Origin of the sequence: Hymenobacter mellowenesis (genome assembly GCF_030581005.1) — a bacterium.
GTDB lineage: Bacteria > Bacteroidota > Bacteroidia > Cytophagales > Hymenobacteraceae > Hymenobacter > Hymenobacter mellowenesis.
The window spans coordinates 131,833-150,633 of record NZ_JAUQSX010000015.1 but is presented as its reverse complement, the minus strand read 5'-3'; the positions used below and the strand labels follow the sequence as shown (position 1 = coordinate 150,633).

The following is an 18,801-nucleotide window of genomic DNA, read 5'->3' as shown; positions in this document are numbered from 1 at the left end:
CGCCCCCTGAAGGCCGGCGTCTACCTCGTGCGCGTCTCCCTCGACGGCGAAACCTTCACCTCCAAGCTCGCCGTCGAATAACCGCGCCCGGCTAGCCTAACGCCCCCAAAAGCCCCATTCATAATCGAATGGGGCTTTTTTGGCTAAATCGCTGGGAAAACCTGAGTATATTTGCTGAAACACTGAATTTTATGTTTCCAGCTGTGTTCAGGTTTCTAACCCTTTTGACGCTGTTCAAAACTTCACTTTTTACTATGATGAGAAAAAGTTTACCCCTGGTTCTAACCGCCCTTCTGGCCCTGGCCGGCTTTGGCAGCAGTGCTCAAAACCTGACCGGAAACGCCGCCAACTGGTGCGGTTTCAGCGAAGCACAGGAACATTACTTCGCCACCCATCCTGGCGCCCGTGAGGCGCAGGAGGTGCGGGAGCAGCAAATCACCGCGCTGGCCCAGGCCCAGCGGCGCACCAATTATGCTACGGATGTGGTTATTCCGGTGGTGGTGCACATCATCCACGCCGGCGGGGTCGACAACATCAGCGACCGGCAAATTGCCAGTGCCATTGCCCAGTTTAATCTGGACTACCAGAAGCTCAATGCCGATACCACCAGCATCATTCCGTTGTTCCGGCCCATTGCAGCGCCTGTAGGGTTCGAGTTTCGGCTGGCCAAAAAGGACCCGAACGGCAACTGCACCACCGGCATCACCCGCCGCTACGCGCCCAATTTTGTGAACGACGACCGGTCCGGGGCAGTGAAAGCGCTCGACCGTTGGGACACCAGCCGCTACATGAATATCTGGGTGGTGAGCACCATTGCGTCGGGTGGGCAGCCCGGCACCATCATTGGCTATTCCTCATTTCCCGGCGGAGACCCTGCTTTTGATGGCTTTGTGGTTCGCCATGATGCCTTCGGCAACCAGGGCACTGCTCCTCCCAACAGCTCTTCTAACCACGTTTCTACCCACGAAATCGGGCACTACTTTGGTTTGTCGCATACCTGGGGCAACGGCATCGTCGCAACTGATTGCACCGGCACCGACAACGTGGCCGACACGCCGCCCACCAGTGGCACCCAGAGCTGCAACCTGAACTACGCGCCCTGCGGTCCCATTGCCAACGTGCAGAACTTCATGGACTACTCGTTCTGCTTTAACATGTTTACGCAAGGCCAGCGCGACCGCATGCGGGCCAACCTGACCGCCCTGCGCCCCAACCTTAGCACGGCAGCCAACCTGGTGGCCACGGGCACGAACGACGGCTACGTGGCCCCGAACTGCGCCCCCATTGCCGCCTTCGTCGCCACCAGCTCTGCCAACGTGTGCATCAACACGCCGGTGACCTTCCGCGACTACTCGGCCAACTTCACCGCGGCCGGCGGCACACTTTCCTACTCCTGGTCGTTCCCCGGCGGCACGCCCGCCACGGCCACGGGCCAGACGGTGAGCGTGAGCTATGCCAACGCCGGCTTCTACTCCGTGACCGAAACCGTGACCAACAGCGTCGGCAGCTCGACCAGCACCCAGACCAACATCATCCGCGTCGAAGGGCCGTCCGGCGGCGAAACCGCTCCGCTGAACCAGTCCTTTGAGGACCCCAGTTTCCCCGCCCTCTTCGCCAGCCCGACCCTGCGCAACTACGAAACCAACGGCACCACCGCCGCAGGGGCAGCCAGCACCGCCTACGTCTGGCGCCGCCAGACGGCCGTGCCCGCCGCCGACGGCAGCGCCTACCTGAACGTGACCAACCGGACTTACCCGGCCAGCGCGACCACCACCCTCATCACCCCGAACATCAACTTAGCTGGCACGCCCAATGCCATGCTGCGCTTCGCCCGCGCTTACGCCTTGCGCTCCACCGGCGACAATACCCGCCTGGTGGTTTCCTTCAGCTCGGACTGCGGCGAAACCTGGTCGACTATAGCAACCCTGACCGGTGCTACGCTCACCACGCAAGGGCTGACGCCGATTGACGGCTACGCGCCGGCCAGCAGCGCCGAGTGGCAGACGCTGAGCGTGGCCATCCCCGCCCAGTTCCAGGGCTCGGGCCTCTTCAAGGTCCGCTTCCAGCTCGTCAACGGCACCAGCCAGGGCAACACCTTCTTCTTCGACCAGCTGCGCATTACCGGCCCGCTGGCCGCTAAAGCCAGCGCCGGTGCGGCCCGCGGCATTGCCGTGTTCCCCAACCCGCTCACCCGCGAGACGGCCGTGCATGTGGACCTGGACCGCGCCGCCACCGTGCAGGTGAGCCTGACCGATGTGCTCGGCCGTGCCGTAATCAGCCTGCCGGCCAGGGCCTACACCGCCGGGGCGCAAACCGTGGCCCTGAACCCCGCCGGACAGCCGCTGCAAGCCGGGGTGTACCTGGTGCGTGTCAGCCTTGACGGCGAAGTCTTCACCTCCAAGCTGACCGTGGAGTAAAACGTAGTACCGTTATAATTAACCTCAAAAAAGCCTCATTCAAAGTGAATGGGGCTTTTTTCGTGCCCACGGCCCCGCCATTACCTTGTATATTTGCTGAGGCACTGATTTTGAATTCCATTACCACCTCTGGATTTTAAGTTACTTGTTTTTTCCTCTAACTCACCCCCTCATGATGAAAAGAGTTTTACCCTCGGTCCTGACCGCGTTGCTGGCCCTGACTGGCCTGGGCGCCAGTGCTCAGGCCCCGGCCGGCATTTCGCCCAAATGGTGCGGAACCGTTGCGGAGCAGGAACGTTATTTCGCTGCCCATCCCGGCGCCCGCGAAGCTCAGAAAGCGTTCAACGAGCGCATGGAAGCGTTGTCGAGCATGCAGGCGAAGATGCAGCAGCGCACCAACTACGTGACCGACATCACCATTCCGGTGGTGGTGCACGTCATTCACACCGGCGGCACCGACAACATCAGCGACCGGCAGATTAACAGCGCCATCGACCAGCTAAACCTTGATTACCAGAAGCTCAACCCCGATACGGCCGATATCGCGCCGCTGTTCCGGCCCATTGCGGCTTCAGTAGGCTTCCGCTTTCGGCTGGCTAAAAAGGACCCCAACGGCAACTGCACCACGGGTATCACCCGCCACTACCTGCCGAGCGTCGCCACCGACGACGGCACCGGCGCCGTGCAGGCCGTTTCGAACTGGGACCGCAGCCGCTACATGAACATCTGGGTGGTGCGCAGCATTGCCAGCGGCGCCGCCGGCTACGTGAACCCGCCGAACACGCCCACCAACACGCGCGATGGCTTCGTGGTGCTGAGCACTTATTTCGGCACGCAGGGCACGGGCAGCCTCTACGTAGGCCGCGCCGCCACCCACGAAATCGGGCACTACTTCGGCCTGTCGCACACCTGGGGCGCCACCAACCAGCCCGGCACCGGCGACTGCACCGGCACCGACAACATTCCCGATACGCCCACCACGGACGGCATTTACAGCAACTGCAACCTGAACTATGCGCCCTGCGGCCCCGTGGCCAACGTGCAGAACTTCATGGACTATTCGTACTGCTTCCGCATGTTCACCCAGGGCCAGCGCACGTTCATGCGCAACGTGTTGGCCGCCAACCGCTCGGTGTTGACTTCGGCGTCGAACCTGGTGTTTACGGGCACCAACGACGGCTACGTGGCGCCGGACTGCGCCCCCATCGCCGCCTTTGGTATTGCCCCGGGCACGAGTGCCAACGTGTGCGTCAACACGCCGGTGACCCTGCGCGACTACTCGACCAACTTCACGGCCACGGGCGGCACGCTGTCCTACTCCTGGTCCTTCCCCGGCGGCACCCCGGCCACGGCCACGGGCCAGACGGTGAGCGTGAGCTACCCCAACGCCGGGTTCTACTCCGTGACCGAAACCGTGACCAACAGCGTCGGCAGCTCGACCAGCACCCAGACCAACATCATTCGCGTGGAGGGCCCGTCCGGCGGCGAAACCGCCCCGCTGAACCAGTCCTTTGAGGACGCCAACTTCCCCGCCCTTTTCGTTGCCCCCACCCTGCGCAACTATGAAACCAGCGGCACCACGGCTGCCGGCGTGGCCAGCAGCTCGTTTGCGTGGCGCCGCCAGACGGCCGTGCCCGCCGCCGACGGCTCGGCCTACCTGAACGTGACCAATCGCACCTACCCGGCCAGCGCGACTACCACCCTCATCACCCCGAACATCAACCTGTCGGGTATCACCAACGCCACGCTGCGCTTTGCCCGCGCCTACGCCCTGCGCTCAACCGGCGACAATACCCGCTTGGTGGTTTCCTTCAGCTCGGACTGTGGCCAGACCTGGTCAACGGCGGCCACCCTGACCGGCGCCACGCTCACCACGCAGGGGCTGACGCCGATTGACGGCTACGCGCCGGCCAGCAGCGCCGAGTGGCAGACGCTGAGCGTGGCCATCCCCGCCCAGTTCCAGGGCTCGGGCCTCTTCAAGGTCCGCTTCCAGCTCGTCAACGGCACCAGCCAGGGCAACACCTTCTTCTTCGACCAGCTGCGCGTCTCCAACCCGCTCGCCGCCAAGGCCGACGCCGGCGCCGCCCGCGGCATCGCCGTCTTCCCCAACCCGGCCACCAAAGAAACGGCCGTCCACCTGACCCTGGACCGCGCCGCCACCGTGCAGCTGAGCCTGACCGACGTGCTCGGCCGCGCCGTGCTCGTGCTGCCGGCCAAGGCCTGCGCCGCCGGCCCCCAGGCCCTGCCCCTGAACCCGGCCGGACGCCCCCTGAAGGCCGGCGTCTACCTCGTGCGCGTCTCCCTCGACGGCGAAACCTTCACCTCCAAGCTCGCCGTCGAGTAACCGCGCCCGGCTAGCCTAACGCCCCCAAAAGCCCCATTCATTATCGAATGGGGCTTTTTTGGTGAATGCACCTTGGGCTACGACGTACCTTTGGGGCCTGGCCGGGGTTTTCATTTTCCCCTTCGGCCTGGCCTTTTGCCTCCTGAACCTCAACGCCCGCACATGCGCAAGCAAAAACCTGTTGCCGATTCTTTCGTCATCATGACCGAATTGGTCCTGCCCAACGACACCAACACCCTGAACAACCTCATGGGGGGCCGTATGATGCATTTGATGGACATTGCCGCCGCCATCTCGGCCCAGAAGCACTCCAACCGCATTGTGGTCACGGCGTCGGTCGACAACGTCTCGTTTCGCGACAGCATCCGGCTGGGCAACGTGGTGACGCTGCAGGCCCAGGTGACGCGGGCCTTCAGCTCCAGCATGGAAGTGCACATCGACGTATGGGCCGAAGACATTCCGAGCGGCACCAAGCTCAAAACCAACGAGGCCTTCTTCACCTTCGTGGCCGTCGACCAGTCGGGCCGGCCCATCGATGTGCCCGAGGCCGTGCCCACCACCCCCGAGGAAATTGCGCTTTATGAAGGGGCGCTGCGCCGCCGCCAGCTGCGCCTCGTGCTGGCCGGCCGCATGCAGCCCGACGAAGCCAGCGAGCTAAAAGCGCTGTTTGCGCTCGAATAGCGCCGGAAATAAGTTGTATATTTTGCCTCGTTTCCCACTGATGTTCCGCTGCTATGTCTGCTGAAAAACTGGCTTTCCTGCAAAATTTCTACACCGACGTCACGCTCTACGTGCCCGCCGAGCCGGCGGCGGCGGCAGCTCCGGCCGCAGTAGTGGCGCCCAGCGCCCCCGCTACGGCTGCCCAAGCGGCACCGGCACCCACCAACGCCGCGCCTGCCACGCCCCTGGCCGACCGCCTGAACCGGCCGGACAATGCCCCCGCCGCCCGGCCGGGCCTTCCCAAGTCGATTCCGACGGCCAGCCAGGTGCAGCTGGCCGACCGCCTGTCCGGCGCCGCTGCGCCCATGCCAGCCGGCCCGCCCCCGCCGCCTGCCCCGCCCGGCGTGGCCCCGGTGATGCTCACCCCGTTCACGGCCATTGGCAACAACCCGCAAGGCGTGGTGATGCTGTTTCGGTTGCCCAATGAGCAGTTTCAGAAGCTGCACCGCAACGTGTTTCTGAACAAGATGCTGCAGGCCCTGAACATGGTGATGGCCGACGTGATGCTGGTGAACGTGGAGTCGGAGCTGCCCGTGGCTTTGGCCAACCTGCGACAGATGCTGGCGGCCACGCAAATCATCGCCTTCGGCCGAAACCTGCTCGACACCACCGTGCGCAACACCCAGATTTACGAGCCCGTGCTGTTCCCCAACCTCAACCTGGCCTATCTGGCCTCGGCCACCGTCGACTTGGTGGAGTATGATGTGAGCTTGAAAAAGCGCCTCTGGCCGGGCCTACAGCGCATGTTTAGCTAATGAATTTAAATGGCTGACAGCCGGCATCTCCTGATACCAATCAATACTAAAAAGCCCTCAGCCGAATGGCTGAGGGCTTTTTGTTGCGCTGAAGCAGAGCTTCAGTTGTTTCTACTCCACCGTCAGGCGCAGGGCCTGCGTGTTGGTACGCACCACATACACGCCGGTGGACAGGCCCACAGGCAACACCAGCGACGCCCGGCCATCGGCATCGGCCTTGACATTGAGAACGTGGCAACCCACGGCATCAAATACCACTACCGGCGCCCCCGGCTGCGCGCCGGTGAGCGTGGCCGCGGCCCGGGCAGGGTTTGGGAATAGGGACAGGCCGGCGGGCTGGATGGCCCGGTCGACGGACACGGTGCGCACGGGCGAGTAGGCCGCCGTGCCGTCGGAGTCAACTTGCCGCAGGCGGTAGTACACCAGATTGGTGCCGTAGCGGGCAATGGCGGGGTCTACCAACTGGTAATCGTGGTCCGTTTGGCTGCCGCCCGCGCCCGCCACGGTACCGATGCGCCGGAAGGCGCGGCCGTCGGCGCTGGCCTCTACCTCAAACCGGTCGTTGTGCAGCTCCGAGGCCGTGGTCCAGCGCAGCAGCGCGTCGGCGCCCTGCGCCGTGGCGGTGAAAGCCACCAGCGTGACGGGCAACGGGGCGGACGTGCCGCCCAGCGTGAGGCGGCCCAGGGCCACGGTGCTGAACGAGAAGCTGCGCGTGCCACCGCTCACGCTGGCCGGGCCGGCGCCGCCCGTGGCGGCCCAGCTGGCCGAGCCGAGTAGCGCGCGCCAGGCCTGCGTGGTGGTGAAGCTGGCAATGCCGTTGTCGTCGTCGGCCAGCCATTGCAGCGTCACGGCCACGGGGCCAGCGGGCGGCGTGGCGGTTTCCACGGTCCAGATGCGGTCGATGCCCTGGGTGCCGGTGGTGCCCGGGGCATCGGCGCGGCTCACGTTAGTGGTGAGCAGGCCGGCCGTGCGGGTGATGGCAACCGCGCCCAGACCGGTGCGGTCGAGGGCGGCGCCGTGGCCGAAGTCGAGCACGCCCGCGCCGGCGGCCCGCACAATGCGCAGGTTGCCCTGCACGTACTGGCCGGGGGCTTCGCCGCTAAGGGTGGCCCCGTCGGGCAGGGTGAGCGTGGCACCGGCTGCCGTGCGCAACAGGCCGCTTTGCAGAATAAGGGCCGAGTTCACGGTCAGGTTGGTGGGCAGGCTGAGGGTGCGCTGGCCCGCGGCGCCGGTGTTGGCCATCACCAGCGTGCCCACCGTGGCGGCCGGGCCGGGCGTGAGCGTCTGGTTGGCTGCGCCGCTGAACAGCAGCTTGCCACCCGAGGCCAGCGTACCGGCATTGGTCAGGTCGCCGGTGAGCTGCACGGTGCCCAGGTTGCTCAGGGTGCCGCCGGCGTTGTTCTGCACCGCGCCGGCCACGTAGAGCGTGGCCCCGGTTTCGACGGTGATGCTGGCGCCGTCGTTGGTGAGGCCGGTTTGCGCCCAGCCCGTGAGGGCGGACAGCAGCAGGGCGAGGGTAAGACGTTTTTTCATATCGACCAAGGTTCTGAATAAAGTAAGTTCATCGGAGCAGACGCAGGAGTCTGCTCTGGTGCAGCTGTTACCGCTGCGCCTGCCCGCCCCCCGCCTCCAGCCGCCGCAGCCGGGCCTCGAAGGTTTCCATGGTGGCCGTGGCGGTGGCCGCCTGGGCTTTCGCACCGGCGGCTACTCGCGGGTGATAATCCACCACTGCGTGCCGTCGCTTTGCACAGTGATGCTCTTGGTACCCGAGCCAGTGTTACTCAGTGTAATATTGGTGGAGCTGCTGTTGGTGCCCGCGGCGCGGAAGGTACCGGAAATGGTGTTGCTGTAGGCGTTGCCGTTAATGAGGTAATAGAGGCGGCCGGTGTTGGCGGCGCTGGGGGTGGGCAGGCTCACGTTGCCGGTGACGATGACGGTGTAGTCGGTATCGGCGATGGTGCCGCTGCTCAGCGTGCGGATGGGGGCGGCCACCGAGCCGGCCACTTGCAGCGTGCTGGTGGGCGCGCCCGTGCCGATGCCCACGTTGCCGTCGGCGCGCACGGTGAAGTTGGGCGTGAAGGTGCCGGTGGGGATGCCGCCCTCGGTGCTGGTGCCGCTCATGCGGCCCACCGCAAACTTGTCGTTGGCATCGGGCGCGTCGCCCACCACCACGCGCAGCTCGCTCTGGTCGGCGGCCGGGTTCACGCGGTAGATACCCACGGGGTCGGTGTTCACGCCGGGCCCCACCCACTCGATGGCCGGGCCGGTGCCGGTGCCGCCGGTGCCGGTGCCACCGGTTTCGGCCCCGAGGCGCACGTTGCCGCGCACGTCCAGCGCTTGGGTGGCGGGCTGGGCCGCCGTGGTGCCGATGCCCACGCGGCCGGTGCTGGTGATGGCCAGGCCCGTGCTGCCGCCGTTGCCCACCAGCAAGTAGGGGCCCAGGTCGAAGTTGCCACCGGCCGCCGTGGCGGCCGTGGCGGACGGAGCCGGCTGCCAAGTTCCGTAGCCGCTGGCATCCGACGTCAGCACCTTGCCCGCGCCCTGGGTGCCGTCGACGATGCGGATGGCCGAGCTGGCGATGCCGGGGCCCGGGGTCTGGCAGATGCCCACCCAGCGCAGGGGGGCCTTTGGATTGCCAGCCGAGAAAAAGCCCGCCCACCCGCCGGGCCGGTAGGCCGTGGCCCAGATGCCGAAGTCGTTGGCCGTGCTGGTGCCCTCGGGCAGCTTGCCGTAGCCCGAGAGAATGGTGCGCGAGTAGCGGCTCCCGAAATTGCTGCGCGTGATGAGCGCGGCGCTCTGCGTGCCCACGCTGGCGTTGAGCTCTGCCTGGGCGGTGGAGTCGCCCAGGGAGGTGTTCCCGATGCCCAGCAGGCGCTGCTCGTTCAGGTTCAGGGTTTGGGTGGCGGTGTGGTTGCCCAGGTTGTCGGCCCCGAGGCGCACCCAGGTGGTGCCGTCGTAGGCATACAGGCCGGGGGTGCCGTCGATGAGGTAGACGAGCAGGCCCGGCACGGGTGGGGCGGTGGTGCTGGCCGTGAGGGCGTCGCGCTGGGCCGTGGTGAGGCGGGGCAGCAGCAGCCCCTTGCTGGTGCTGCGGATTTCGAGCGCCGCCGAGGCCGCGGGCGTGGTGGTGCCGATGCCCACGGAGCCCGTCTGGGCGTGGGCGAGGCGGGGGGCGGCGGCCAGCAGCGCGAGGGCGGCCAGCGGGGCGAGGAGGTAACGGTTTAGCATAGGGACGGGGAGAAATAGCGGGCGGAGACCTATCGGGGCCTACTCGGCCTGCGTCACGGTGTAGTTGACCGTCACGGCCGTAATGCTCAGCGTGGAGTTGCTGGAGCCGAACGTGGCCCGCAGGCTATACAGGAACGTGTTGTTGTCGATGACCGTAGCCGCCGACGGGGTAATCGTCACCGGGGTCAGGGCCGTGTAGGTGCCCGACGAGGTGAAGGTGGCCAGCGTCGTTTGGGCCCCGCGGTTGGTCACGCGGTTCGCCACCAGACTCAGGGTGATGTAGCTGCTGGCATTGGCCGCCGTTTGGGTGTAATACAGCAGGATGCTGGTAATGACGGCGCCCTGCGGCAGGTGCATGGCCGTGCGCAAGGACCCGGCCTGGTCCACGTACATCTGCTCAAATGTGCCGGGAATGTTCAGCAATTTGGCTGTGGGGGCTGTTCCCCCCTGCACGGCGGCCTGGAAGTCGGACGGACCGTAGGAGGCGGTGTAGGCTTTGGCGGCGGCGTAGGTGTAGGCGTTAGCGGCGGGCAGCTGGGCGTTGCCGGCCGCATCCACGCTCAGGCCGGTGCTGCCGCCGTTGCCCACCAGGGCGTTGGTGCCCAGGTTGAGGGCCTGGGTGGCGGTGTGGTTGCCCAGGTTGTCGCCGGGCACGGTCACGCTGCCGCCGTTGGTGAGGGCCACGGTGGTGCCGCTGATGCTGAGCTGGGGGAAGCTGCCGGCCCCGAGGGTGCCGTTGGCGTCGGTGGTCACGGGCCGGGTGCCGGTGCCGGCTAGGGCGGGCGCCTGCACCTGCCCGGCGGCATTCACCGAGAAGGTGGGCGTGAAGGTGCCCGTGGGGATACCGCCCTCGGTGCTGGTGCCGCCCATGCGGCCCACCACAAACTTGTCGTTGGCGTCGGCCACGTCGCCTACCACCACGCGCAGCTCGCTCTGGTCGGCGGCCGGGTTCAGGCGGTAGATGCCCACCGGGTCGGAAGTCACGCCCGGCCCCACCCACTCGATGGCCTGGCCCGTGCCGGCGTTGCCGCCGTCGGTGCCCAGGCGCACGTTGCCGCGCACGTCCAGCGCCTGGGTGGCGGGCTGGGCCGCCGTGGTGCCGATGCCCACGCGGCCGGCCACGGTGGCATTGCCACCCACGGCGGCGCTGCCGGTCACGGTGGCGCTGCCAGCGGTGAGCAGCCCGCCCACGGTGGCGCTGCCGGCCGTGAGCAGGCCGCCCACCGTGCCGGTGTTGGCCACGTTGAAGCTGGCGGCCTGTGCCGTGGCGGCCTGGTTCTGGATGTATGCCCCACTGCCGGTGGCGGCGGCGTAGTCGGTGCCTGCCACGGCAGCGCTTACCTGGCCGCTGCCGTTGGCTTTGAGTAGGCCGCTCACGGTGCCGGCCCCGCCCTTGGCGGCGGGCACCACGTTGTTATAAGTGGTGGTGGTGCCGCTGCTGGTGATGTCGCCGGTGAGGTTGCCGGCCACGCTGGCCGAGGTTTGGGTGGTGCCGTCGGGGAAGACGAGGCCGTTGCCGGTGCCGGAGATGCGGACGTTGCCGGCCACTTCCAGCTTCTGGCCGGGGCCGGTGGTGCCGATACCCACGTTGCCGGCGCTGGTCAGGGCCAGGCCGGTGCTGCCGCCGCTCACGAGCTGGTAGCCGGCCAGGTCCAGGTTCTGGGTGGCCGTGTGGTTGCCCAGGTTGTCGGCTAGCTGGGAGAGGGTGAGCGTGCCCAGGCTGCCATCGGAGGCTATGCCCACCACCGTGGGGGCCGCCCCGAGGCTGAAGACCTGCAGGGTGCCGCTGCCCAGGTTCGCCACGTAGGCGCGGGTGCCGGCCGCGTTCAGGGCCAGGCTCACCGGGCTACCGCCGGTGGACACGGGGCTGCCCAGCACCACGGGCACGCCGCCCCCGCTCAGGTCGAGGGTTTCGATGGCGTTGCCGGTGGAGACGACGTAGGCCCGGGTGCCGGCCGTGTTCACGGCGATGTCGTAGGGATAGGACGTGCCCACGGGGTTGCCCAGCGGCGCGGGCGTGTTGCCGCTCACGTCGAAAGCCAGCCCCCCGCTGCCATTGGCAAAATACCCCAGGTAGGCGCGGGTGCCCGCCGGGTTCACGGCCAGCGCGCCCGTCGGGTATCTACTGTAGCTGGGGTCGAAGGTGAGGCTGCCCAGGCGCGTGGGCACGCTGCCGCTCACGTCGTAGGTTTCCAGGGTATTGTCGCCCGTGGCGACGTAGGCGCGGGTACCGGCCCCGTTCAGGGCCACACCTACCGCGTCATAGCCCGTGGTGGCGCTGCCCAGCAGCACGGGCGTGCCGCTGCCGCTCACGTCGAAGGCCTGTAGCTGGCCGGCCTGGCTCACCACGTAGGCGCGGGTGCCGGCGGCGTTCAGCGCAAGGTCTTGCGGGGAGGAGGCCGTGGGCGCGGGGCTGCCCAGGGCCACGGGGGTGCTGCCCCCGCTCACGTCGAAGGCCTCCAGGGTGCTGTTGTTGAGGCTGATGGTGTAGGCGCGGGTGCCCGCCGCGTTCACGGCCACAGTGCGCGCGTTGAAACCGATGGTCGCGGGGCTGCCCACGGCCACGGGCGCGCCGCTGCCGCTCACGTCGTAGGCCTGCAGCCGGCCGAAGCCAACGCCGCCGCTGACGACGTTACCGCTCACGTAGGCGCGGGTGCCGGCCCCGTTCACGCCCACGGCCTGCGGCTGGGCAAACGGGGTGGCCACCGTGCCCAGCGACACGGGGGCGGGGGCGGTGCTGGCCAGGGCCTGGCCCTGGATGGGGGCGCTGGCTTGCAGGGTGCCGTCGGGGGCCACGCTCACGAGGCGGCCCTTGCCGGTGCCGGCCAGCGTGTCAATCACCACGCCGCCGCCCACGCGCACGCGCAGGCCGGGGGTACCGCCGCCGGTCAGCTTCTGGCCGTTCAGGTTCAGGGCCTGGGTGGCGGTGTGGTTGCCCAGGTTGTCGCCCGGGCTCAGGCGCAGCCAGGCCGGGGCGGCGGCCGTGCCGGAGTTGTAATAGAAGCCGGCCGGGCTGCCGGTCTGGTACACGAGCAGGCCGGGGGCCGGGCTGGCGATGGCCGCGGCGGCGGCCACGCGCGGCAGCAGCAGCCCCTTGCTGGTGCTCACGATGTCGAGCGCGGCCGAGGCGTCGGGGGCGGTGGTGCCGATGCCGACGCCACCGGTCTGGGCGTGGGCGAGGCGGGGCGCGGCTAGCAGCAGCAGGGCGGCCAGGGGCGTGAGGAGGTAACGGTGGAGCATGAGCAACAAGAGAGAAAACAGGAGAAAGCCCTACCCGCCGTGCAGCGGCCCCGGCCCCGAGGGCTGTCCTCAGGGGCCGGGGCGCCGCCCGCGCGGGGTTGTACCCGGTAGGGTAGCGCGGTGGCCGAAGGGGTTCGGGGTGCCGGGGCGGTGGCCTACCTGCTCCGGCGCTGCAAACCTGGCCCCGCCCCCACCCGCTTTCCTAAAATTGCGCGTAGACAAAGTGTGTACAGCTTTTATAAGCTGCCTGATAACTAGCCCGTTATTTTTCTGCCTGGAGCCTAATTAGAGTATTCGGCGGTCTATTCGTGGGCCGCTGGCTCGTCGGGTGGCGCGGCGGCCGGGGTGCGGCCGGCGGCCAGGTCGGCCGCCGCAATCTTCTTGAAGAGGCGGGTTTTGGCCCGGCGCACACTGGCGGGGTCGATGTTGAGCAGGGCCGCGATTTCCTTCGTGGCCAGGTGGATGTGGAAGTAGCAATACAGCCGCTGCTCGTTGCTGGTCAGGGCCGGGTACTTGGCCTGCAGTTCCTCGAAAAAGCGCGGGTGCACCTGCTCAAAATGCAGCTTGAACCGGCCCCAGTCCTCGTCGAGGTGCAGGTTGGATTGCAGGATGGACTTAATGCCGGCCAGCTCCTTCTGCGGCCCCGGCCCCTGCGCGTTCAGCTCCTGAATCTGCTGCTTGAGCTCGGCCAGCAGGGCGTTTTTCTGCTGCACGTAGAGCGTGGTGCTGGCCAGCTCGCGCTGATTGGCTTCGAGCTGCTGCTGCAAGTCGTGGTTGGCGGCCTTCTGCTGCTGGTGGTCGGCGCTGAGCTGCTCGGTTTCGAGCTCGCGCACTTGCTGGCGCTGCTGCAAGGCCAGCAGCGCCGTCTGGATGTGCTGGTTTTTGAGCACGATTTCGCGGTGGCGCAGCTCCTGCTGCCCGATGTCGAGGGCCAGATGGTCGGCTTCGCGCTCCTTCAGCAGCAGGGTTTGCTGCAGGCTTTGCGAGCGAATGTTCAGGGCCACCGAGAAGCACAGCGCGTGTGCCAGAATGGTCAGGTCGGGCAGCAGCTGGTTGCCGTTGTTGTCGTAGTTCACGAAGGCGTGGTAGCCCGCAATCAGCATAATGAAGAACAGCGGCAGCACGTTGGCCAGCAGAAAGGGCCGGGCCAGCGGCAGCCGCCGCCGGTAGGCCACCACCCCAATGGCCAGCAACAGCCCCACCACGCCCAGCACCAGCAGGTTGTCGTAGGGCAGCGAGTACTGGTTGAGATAAAAGCCACTCAGATTCACCGCCCCCACCACTACCGTGAACGCGCAGTAGCCTCCCAAAGCGTAGCGCAACACGGCATCGAGGCGCGGCAGCCGGGCCGGCAGCAGCAGGTAGGCGCGGGTCATCTGCCCAAACCCGACGAGCATCAGCACCACGCTCAGGTGCATGGCCACGTTGTTGAGGGCATAGGCGTAGCTGCGGCCATCGGGCAGCACCAGCTGGCTGAACACCGGGGCCGGCCACAGCACCTTGAAATACCCCCGAAACGCCGTGACGTAGAGCGCCGCCCCTACCTGCGAGCACAGGTAGAACAGCGTGCTGCGGTCGCGGTAGCGCACGTAGGTGGGCAGGTTGGTGAGCAGCAGCAGCAGCAGCGCCGTGAGCGACACGGCCCAGGCCGTGCGGTAGAAGAGGTCGGTTTGCTGCGCCTCGGCCGCTTTTTTCAGGGTCACCTTCAGGGCAATGGCGGGCAGCAGCGCGGCCTCCTGGTTCAGGGCCACCCGCACGTATACCGTGGTGGTGGTGCGGCCCGCCAGTTGTACCGGAAACCCGCCCTTCACGCGCTGGCTGTCGGCGGGGGCGGCCACGCCCGCCTGGCGGGTGCGCCAGGCCCGGGCATCCTCATCAAAGTAAAAGAGGGTGTTGTCGAGGTTGGGCAGCACCCGCAGCTGGGCGGCCGTGGCGGAGCGGCCGGGGTTGCGCACGGCCAGCCGCAGCCAGTAGCGGCGGCTTTGCGCCGGGCGCAGCGAGTCAGCCGCCGCGAAGGCCAGCGTGGTATCGGCCCGAATCTGGTCCCAGGTGTAATTACGGTCGGGCAGCGCTTCCACGCGCACCACCTCCAGGCCGGGCGGGCTCGCCACGGCCAGCGCGGGCTGCGCCGACAGGCTCGTCGTGCTGGCAAAGAGGCAAAGCAGAAGCGTAAGTAACTTTTGAAGCACAGTAACAGGATAAGTCGGAGCAACTACGAAAGTAGGCGGCCTTCTATCATGTCAGGGTCACAAATAAAAAAAGGTCCTCCCTGCCGGGAGAACCTTTTTCATTGGCCCAAGCAAAACCAATTAATTCACCGGCGTCGTTTTCAGCACTTCGGCCAGCTTGGCGGCCAAAGCTTCGCCGCGCAGGTTCTTGGCAATGATTCTGCCCTGCGGGTCGAGCAGGAACGACTGCGGAATGGACTTCACGCCGTAAGCCGCGCCGGCCACGCTGTTCCAGCCGGCCAAATCCGATACGTGGTGCCAGGTGAGGCCGTCGGAGGCAATAGCCTTCTCCCATTTGCCCTTGTCCTGGTCCAGCGACACAGAGTAAATGGTAAAGCCTTTGCCCTTGTCTTTGAAGGCGTTATAGGCCTTCACCACGTTGGGGTTTTCCTGGCGGCAGGGGCCGCACCAGCTGGCCCAGAAATCAATCAGCACGTACTTGCCGCGCAGGCTGCTCAACGCCAGCTTGGTGCCATCGGGCTGCATCAGGTTGATTTCTGGGGCCTGGGTGCCGGGGGCCGTAGCGCGCAACGGCTCCAAGCGGGCCGTCAGGTCCTTGGTGAAGGGCGAGTTGGGGTTGGCCTTGCGCTGCACGCTGGCAATGGAATCGGCAAAGAGGAAATCGGTTTCCGGGTCGAGAAACGCGCCCACGGCAAAACCGCTCACCACCGCCGCCGGATTGCGCCGGATGAGGCCTTTCACTTTGGCTCCCTTCGCGTCCACAATGGCCATGAACTGCTTCTGGATGGCTTCCATCTCAGCGGTTTTGCCGGCCTGGCCGGCGGTGTTATAGCGCTGCTTCAGGGTTTCCATTTCCTCCTGGCCGCCCATCGAGGTTTGGATGAGCTGGCGCAGAATCTCGGCGTCCTTGCTGCCTTTTACGGTGTAGGTGGCGGGCAGGCTCTTGGCGTCGCCGCTGAGCTGCACATGGGTTTTGTTATCGAGCAACAGCAGCACCTGGTTAGCGTCGTCCACCTTGAGCTGGTAGATGCCCGGCGTGGGCGACAGGCCTTTCAGCGTGAAGTTGCCCGAACCATCCGTTTTGGTCTGGCCTTTCTCCACAAACTGGTTCGACGTCAGCTCCGAAAGGTGTAGCACGGTGCCGGCCGGCGCGTTTTTGAGCTGGCCCGTCACTTCGTAGCCTTCGGCGGCGGAAGCATTCTGGCAGGCGTTGGCGAGGCCTAGCACGGTGGCGGCGATGAAAACTGATTTAATCATAGGATGGAGCATGAGCTTATGCGTAAAAATAGCCAACGCCAGGCAGAAAAGTTATTGTTCCAAAAGCTGGATTAGTGGGTTGGTGGGTTGGTGGATTTTACGTGCTAATCCACCAACCCACCAACCCACTAATCCACCATTTACCCCTCCAGCGCGGTGCGCAGGAGCTGGTTGGCCAGCTTGGGGTCGGCTTTGCCGCCGGTGAGCTTCATCAACTCGCCCATGAACATGCCGGTGAGCGACTTTTTGCCGGCGCGGTACTCGGCCACCTTGGCGGGGTTGCCGGCCACTACCTGTTCCACCAGCGCGGCCAGCTCGCCGCTGTCGGCTTGCTGGAGCAGGCCCAGGCTTTCGGCGGCGCCGGTGGCGTTGGCGGTGGGGTGCTCCAGCAGGTGCGGAAACAGCTGCTTGCTAGCCACCGAGTAGTTCACCTTGCCGGCGTCAATCAGCTCGATGATGCCGGCCAGCTGGGCGGCATCGAGCGGGAAGTCGGCCATGGTGAGGGCGCGCTCGTTGAGGTAGCTTTTCACCGGGCCCATCACCCAGTTGGCGGCGGCTTTGGCGTTGGGCGTGAGGCGCGAAAGGTCATCAAAAAACAGGGCCACTTCCTTCTGGTCAATCAGTACCGAGGCGTCGTAGTCGCTCAAACCCAGCTCGCCCACGAAGCGGGCGTAGAGCTGCTGCGGCAGCGCCGGCAGCTCGGCGGCCACGCGGTGCAGCCACTCGTCCGAAATCACCAGCGGGGGCAGGTCGGGCTCGGGGAAATAGCGGTAGTCGTTGAGGGTTTCCTTGCTGCGCTGGCCGTTGGTGGTGCCACTGGCGGCGTCGAAGCCGCGGGTTTCGCTGTCCACTTCGCCGCCGGCCTCGATGATGGTAATCTGGCGCTCGATTTCGTAGGCAATGGCGCGCTGCACGTTGCGGAAGGAGTTCATGTTCTTCACTTCCACCTTCATGCCGAACTGCGTGGCGCCCTTTTTCATCACCGAAATGTTGGCGTCGCAACGCAGGGAGCCTTCCTCCATGTTGCCGTCGCAGATGCCGAGGTATTCCACCAGCTTCTTGATTTCGGTGAGGTAGGCGTAGGCTTCGTCGCCGGTGCGGATATCGGGCTCGCTCACGATTTCGATGAGCGGCACGCCGGCGCGGTTCAGGTCCACGAGGGTTTCGGTTTCGCCGGCCAGGTGCATCGATTTGCCCGCGTCCTCTTCCATGTGGATGCGGGTGATGCCGATGCGCTTCACGTCCTCGCCCACGCGCACTTCGAGGTGGCCGTCGTGGCAAATCGGAGTTTTGTCCTGCGTAATCTGGTAGCCCTTGGGCAGGTCGGGGTAAAAGTAGTTTTTGCGGGCAAACAGGTTGTCGCGCCGAATCTGGCAGTTGGTGGCCAGGCCCATTTTCATGGCAAATTCCACGGCCGTGCGGTTCACCTTGGGCAAGGTGCCGGGGTGGCCGAGGGTGATAACCGACAGGTTGGTGTTGGGCGCAACGCCGTACTCGTTTTCATCGGCCGAGTACATCTTGCTGTGCGTCAGCAACTGAGCGTGTACTTCGAGGCCGATAACGGGCTGGTATTGGGCAAGGGTGGCTTCGTCCATAACAAGAAAAACGCGGGGTACTAAAAGCTATTCAGCCTTAAAGGTAACGGCTGCGGCCAAGCCAGCCACGCAGGGCCGCTGCCAAAAACCAACCACGCGCCCGCAATACGCCTTTTTTTCGCTCTCCTGGCGCCCGCGCAGCTACCAGCCGCGGCCGGGAGTCCGGGGGTAGTACGGGCCGCCGGCCTGCCGGCCCGGCAGTTCCATGGTGTAGTACACGGGCACGGTGTAGCGGCTCGGCACGGTCTGCCCGTCGCGCCGGGCGGGCACAAACTGCCGCTTGAGCTTGGCCACGGCCCGCAGCGCGGCCTCGTTGAGAAAGGACGCGCCCGATTTCACCACCTTGGCGTTGGCAATGCGGCCGTCTTCGCCCACCAGCAACTCCACATCCACTTCGCGGTGCAGGCCGGCGCGGGCCATGCGGTAGATGTGGACGCTTTCGCGGCGCATGGCGTCCAGCTCCCGGGCATTGAGACGCACGCCCTTGGCCAGCTCTTTGGTGAGCTGGGCCTCACCGCCGGGGTAAAGCGGCAGCTGCTCGTAGATGAAATAAGGCACCGACGCGCCGTTGGGGCCGTAGCAGTTGCCGATGCCGCAACGGCCTTTCTCGTAATGGTCGCGCCGTTTCAGGGTGCCGTCGGGGTAGTAGGTGAGCAGGTCGCCGTCGCGCACGCCGTTGTAAAAATCCTCCTTGGTGCGCATGCGGCCGTCTTCGTACCAGGTGGTGAGGGTGCCATGCACGGTTTGGCGGTAGGCGTTGGCGTAGGGAATGTACTGCCGCAACGCCCCCGACGGGTAAAACACCCGGGTGACGGCCGCCAGACTGTCGCGAAACGTGGTTTCGGCGCAGTAGGCCGCGGTATCGGCCTGGGTGGTGGGCTCAAAATCGAGCGTGTAGAACGTGGCCGGCGGCTGGGGCAAGACCTGCGGCACCGCCTGGGCGCGCCCGGCCAGTGGCAGGCCGACTAAGAGTCCAAAAGAGAGAAAATATGCTTTCACCGAGAAAAACTTTTTTGGCCCCCGCCACGAAAACGCTGCGCGGTTTTGCTGCCTGGA

Annotated in this window: 12 protein-coding genes; 4 read left to right on the top strand and 8 right to left on the bottom strand. The window is 66.1% G+C overall.

The genetic code is table 11. The features are described 5' to 3' along the window. Nucleotides 1-257 precede the first annotated feature (257 nt). The 4 genes from Q5H92_RS23280 to Q5H92_RS23265 all read left to right on the top strand — a co-directional run bounded on the left by Q5H92_RS23280 (nt 258) and on the right by Q5H92_RS23265 (nt 6,236). Nucleotides 258-2,417 carry a M43 family zinc metalloprotease gene (locus Q5H92_RS23280; RefSeq protein ID WP_305013973.1) on the top strand — a complete coding sequence of 720 codons (2,160 nt, stop codon included), beginning with the start codon at nt 258-260 and terminating at the stop codon, nt 2,415-2,417. Nucleotides 2,418-2,589: 172 nt separating this feature from the next. Next, nucleotides 2,590-4,761: a M43 family zinc metalloprotease gene (locus Q5H92_RS23275; RefSeq protein WP_305013972.1), complete on the top strand. Its 2,172-nt coding sequence runs from the start codon at nt 2,590-2,592 to the stop codon at nt 4,759-4,761. Nucleotides 4,762-4,923: 162 nt separating this feature from the next. Continuing rightward, the gene (locus tag Q5H92_RS23270; protein WP_305013971.1) at nt 4,924-5,442 is read left to right on the top strand and encodes an acyl-CoA thioesterase; all 519 of its coding nucleotides are present in this window, start codon (nt 4,924-4,926) and stop codon (nt 5,440-5,442) included. Nucleotides 5,443-5,495: 53 nt separating this feature from the next. After that, nucleotides 5,496-6,236 carry a hypothetical protein gene (locus Q5H92_RS23265; RefSeq protein ID WP_305013970.1) on the top strand — a complete coding sequence of 247 codons (741 nt, stop codon included), beginning with the start codon at nt 5,496-5,498 and terminating at the stop codon, nt 6,234-6,236. Nucleotides 6,237-6,347: 111 nt separating this feature from the next. Here Q5H92_RS23265 and Q5H92_RS23260 read toward each other — a convergent pair whose 3' ends face one another. From Q5H92_RS23260 to Q5H92_RS23225, 8 genes are all read right to left on the bottom strand, one after another. Then, nucleotides 6,348-7,769 carry a phage tail protein gene (locus tag Q5H92_RS23260; RefSeq protein WP_305013969.1) on the bottom strand — a complete coding sequence of 474 codons (1,422 nt, stop codon included), beginning with the start codon at nt 7,767-7,769 and terminating at the stop codon, nt 6,348-6,350. A 67-nt stretch (nt 7,770-7,836) separates the two neighbouring features. Beyond that, nucleotides 7,837-7,962 (bottom strand): hypothetical protein, encoded by a 126-nt coding sequence (locus Q5H92_RS23255; RefSeq protein WP_305013968.1) that lies wholly within the window; start codon nt 7,960-7,962, stop codon nt 7,837-7,839. Beyond that, nucleotides 7,941-9,464, bottom strand: coding sequence for a phage tail-like protein (locus Q5H92_RS23250; RefSeq protein ID WP_305013967.1), 1,524 nt, complete (start codon nt 9,462-9,464; stop codon nt 7,941-7,943). The genes Q5H92_RS23255 and Q5H92_RS23250 overlap by 22 nt, the downstream gene beginning before the upstream one ends. Before the next feature lie 39 nt (nt 9,465-9,503). After that, nucleotides 9,504-12,704 carry a YncE family protein gene (locus Q5H92_RS23245; RefSeq protein ID WP_305013966.1) on the bottom strand — a complete coding sequence of 1,067 codons (3,201 nt, stop codon included), beginning with the start codon at nt 12,702-12,704 and terminating at the stop codon, nt 9,504-9,506. Between the two features lie 302 nt (nt 12,705-13,006). Then, complete coding sequence (locus Q5H92_RS23240) at nt 13,007-14,893, bottom strand: 7TM diverse intracellular signaling domain-containing protein (protein WP_305013965.1); 1,887 nt, start codon at nt 14,891-14,893, stop codon at nt 13,007-13,009. 120 nt (nt 14,894-15,013) lie between these two features. Continuing rightward, nucleotides 15,014-16,150 carry a TlpA disulfide reductase family protein gene (locus Q5H92_RS23235; protein ID WP_305013964.1) on the bottom strand — a complete coding sequence of 379 codons (1,137 nt, stop codon included), beginning with the start codon at nt 16,148-16,150 and terminating at the stop codon, nt 15,014-15,016. Nucleotides 16,151-16,290: 140 nt separating this feature from the next. Beyond that, nucleotides 16,291-17,745 (bottom strand): Asp-tRNA(Asn)/Glu-tRNA(Gln) amidotransferase subunit GatB, encoded by a 1,455-nt coding sequence (gene gatB, locus Q5H92_RS23230; protein ID WP_305013963.1) that lies wholly within the window; start codon nt 17,743-17,745, stop codon nt 16,291-16,293. A 141-nt stretch (nt 17,746-17,886) separates the two neighbouring features. Further along, the gene (locus Q5H92_RS23225) at nt 17,887-18,744 is read right to left on the bottom strand and encodes an energy transducer TonB (protein ID WP_305013962.1); all 858 of its coding nucleotides are present in this window, start codon (nt 18,742-18,744) and stop codon (nt 17,887-17,889) included. Between the last annotated feature and the right edge of the window lie 57 nt (nt 18,745-18,801).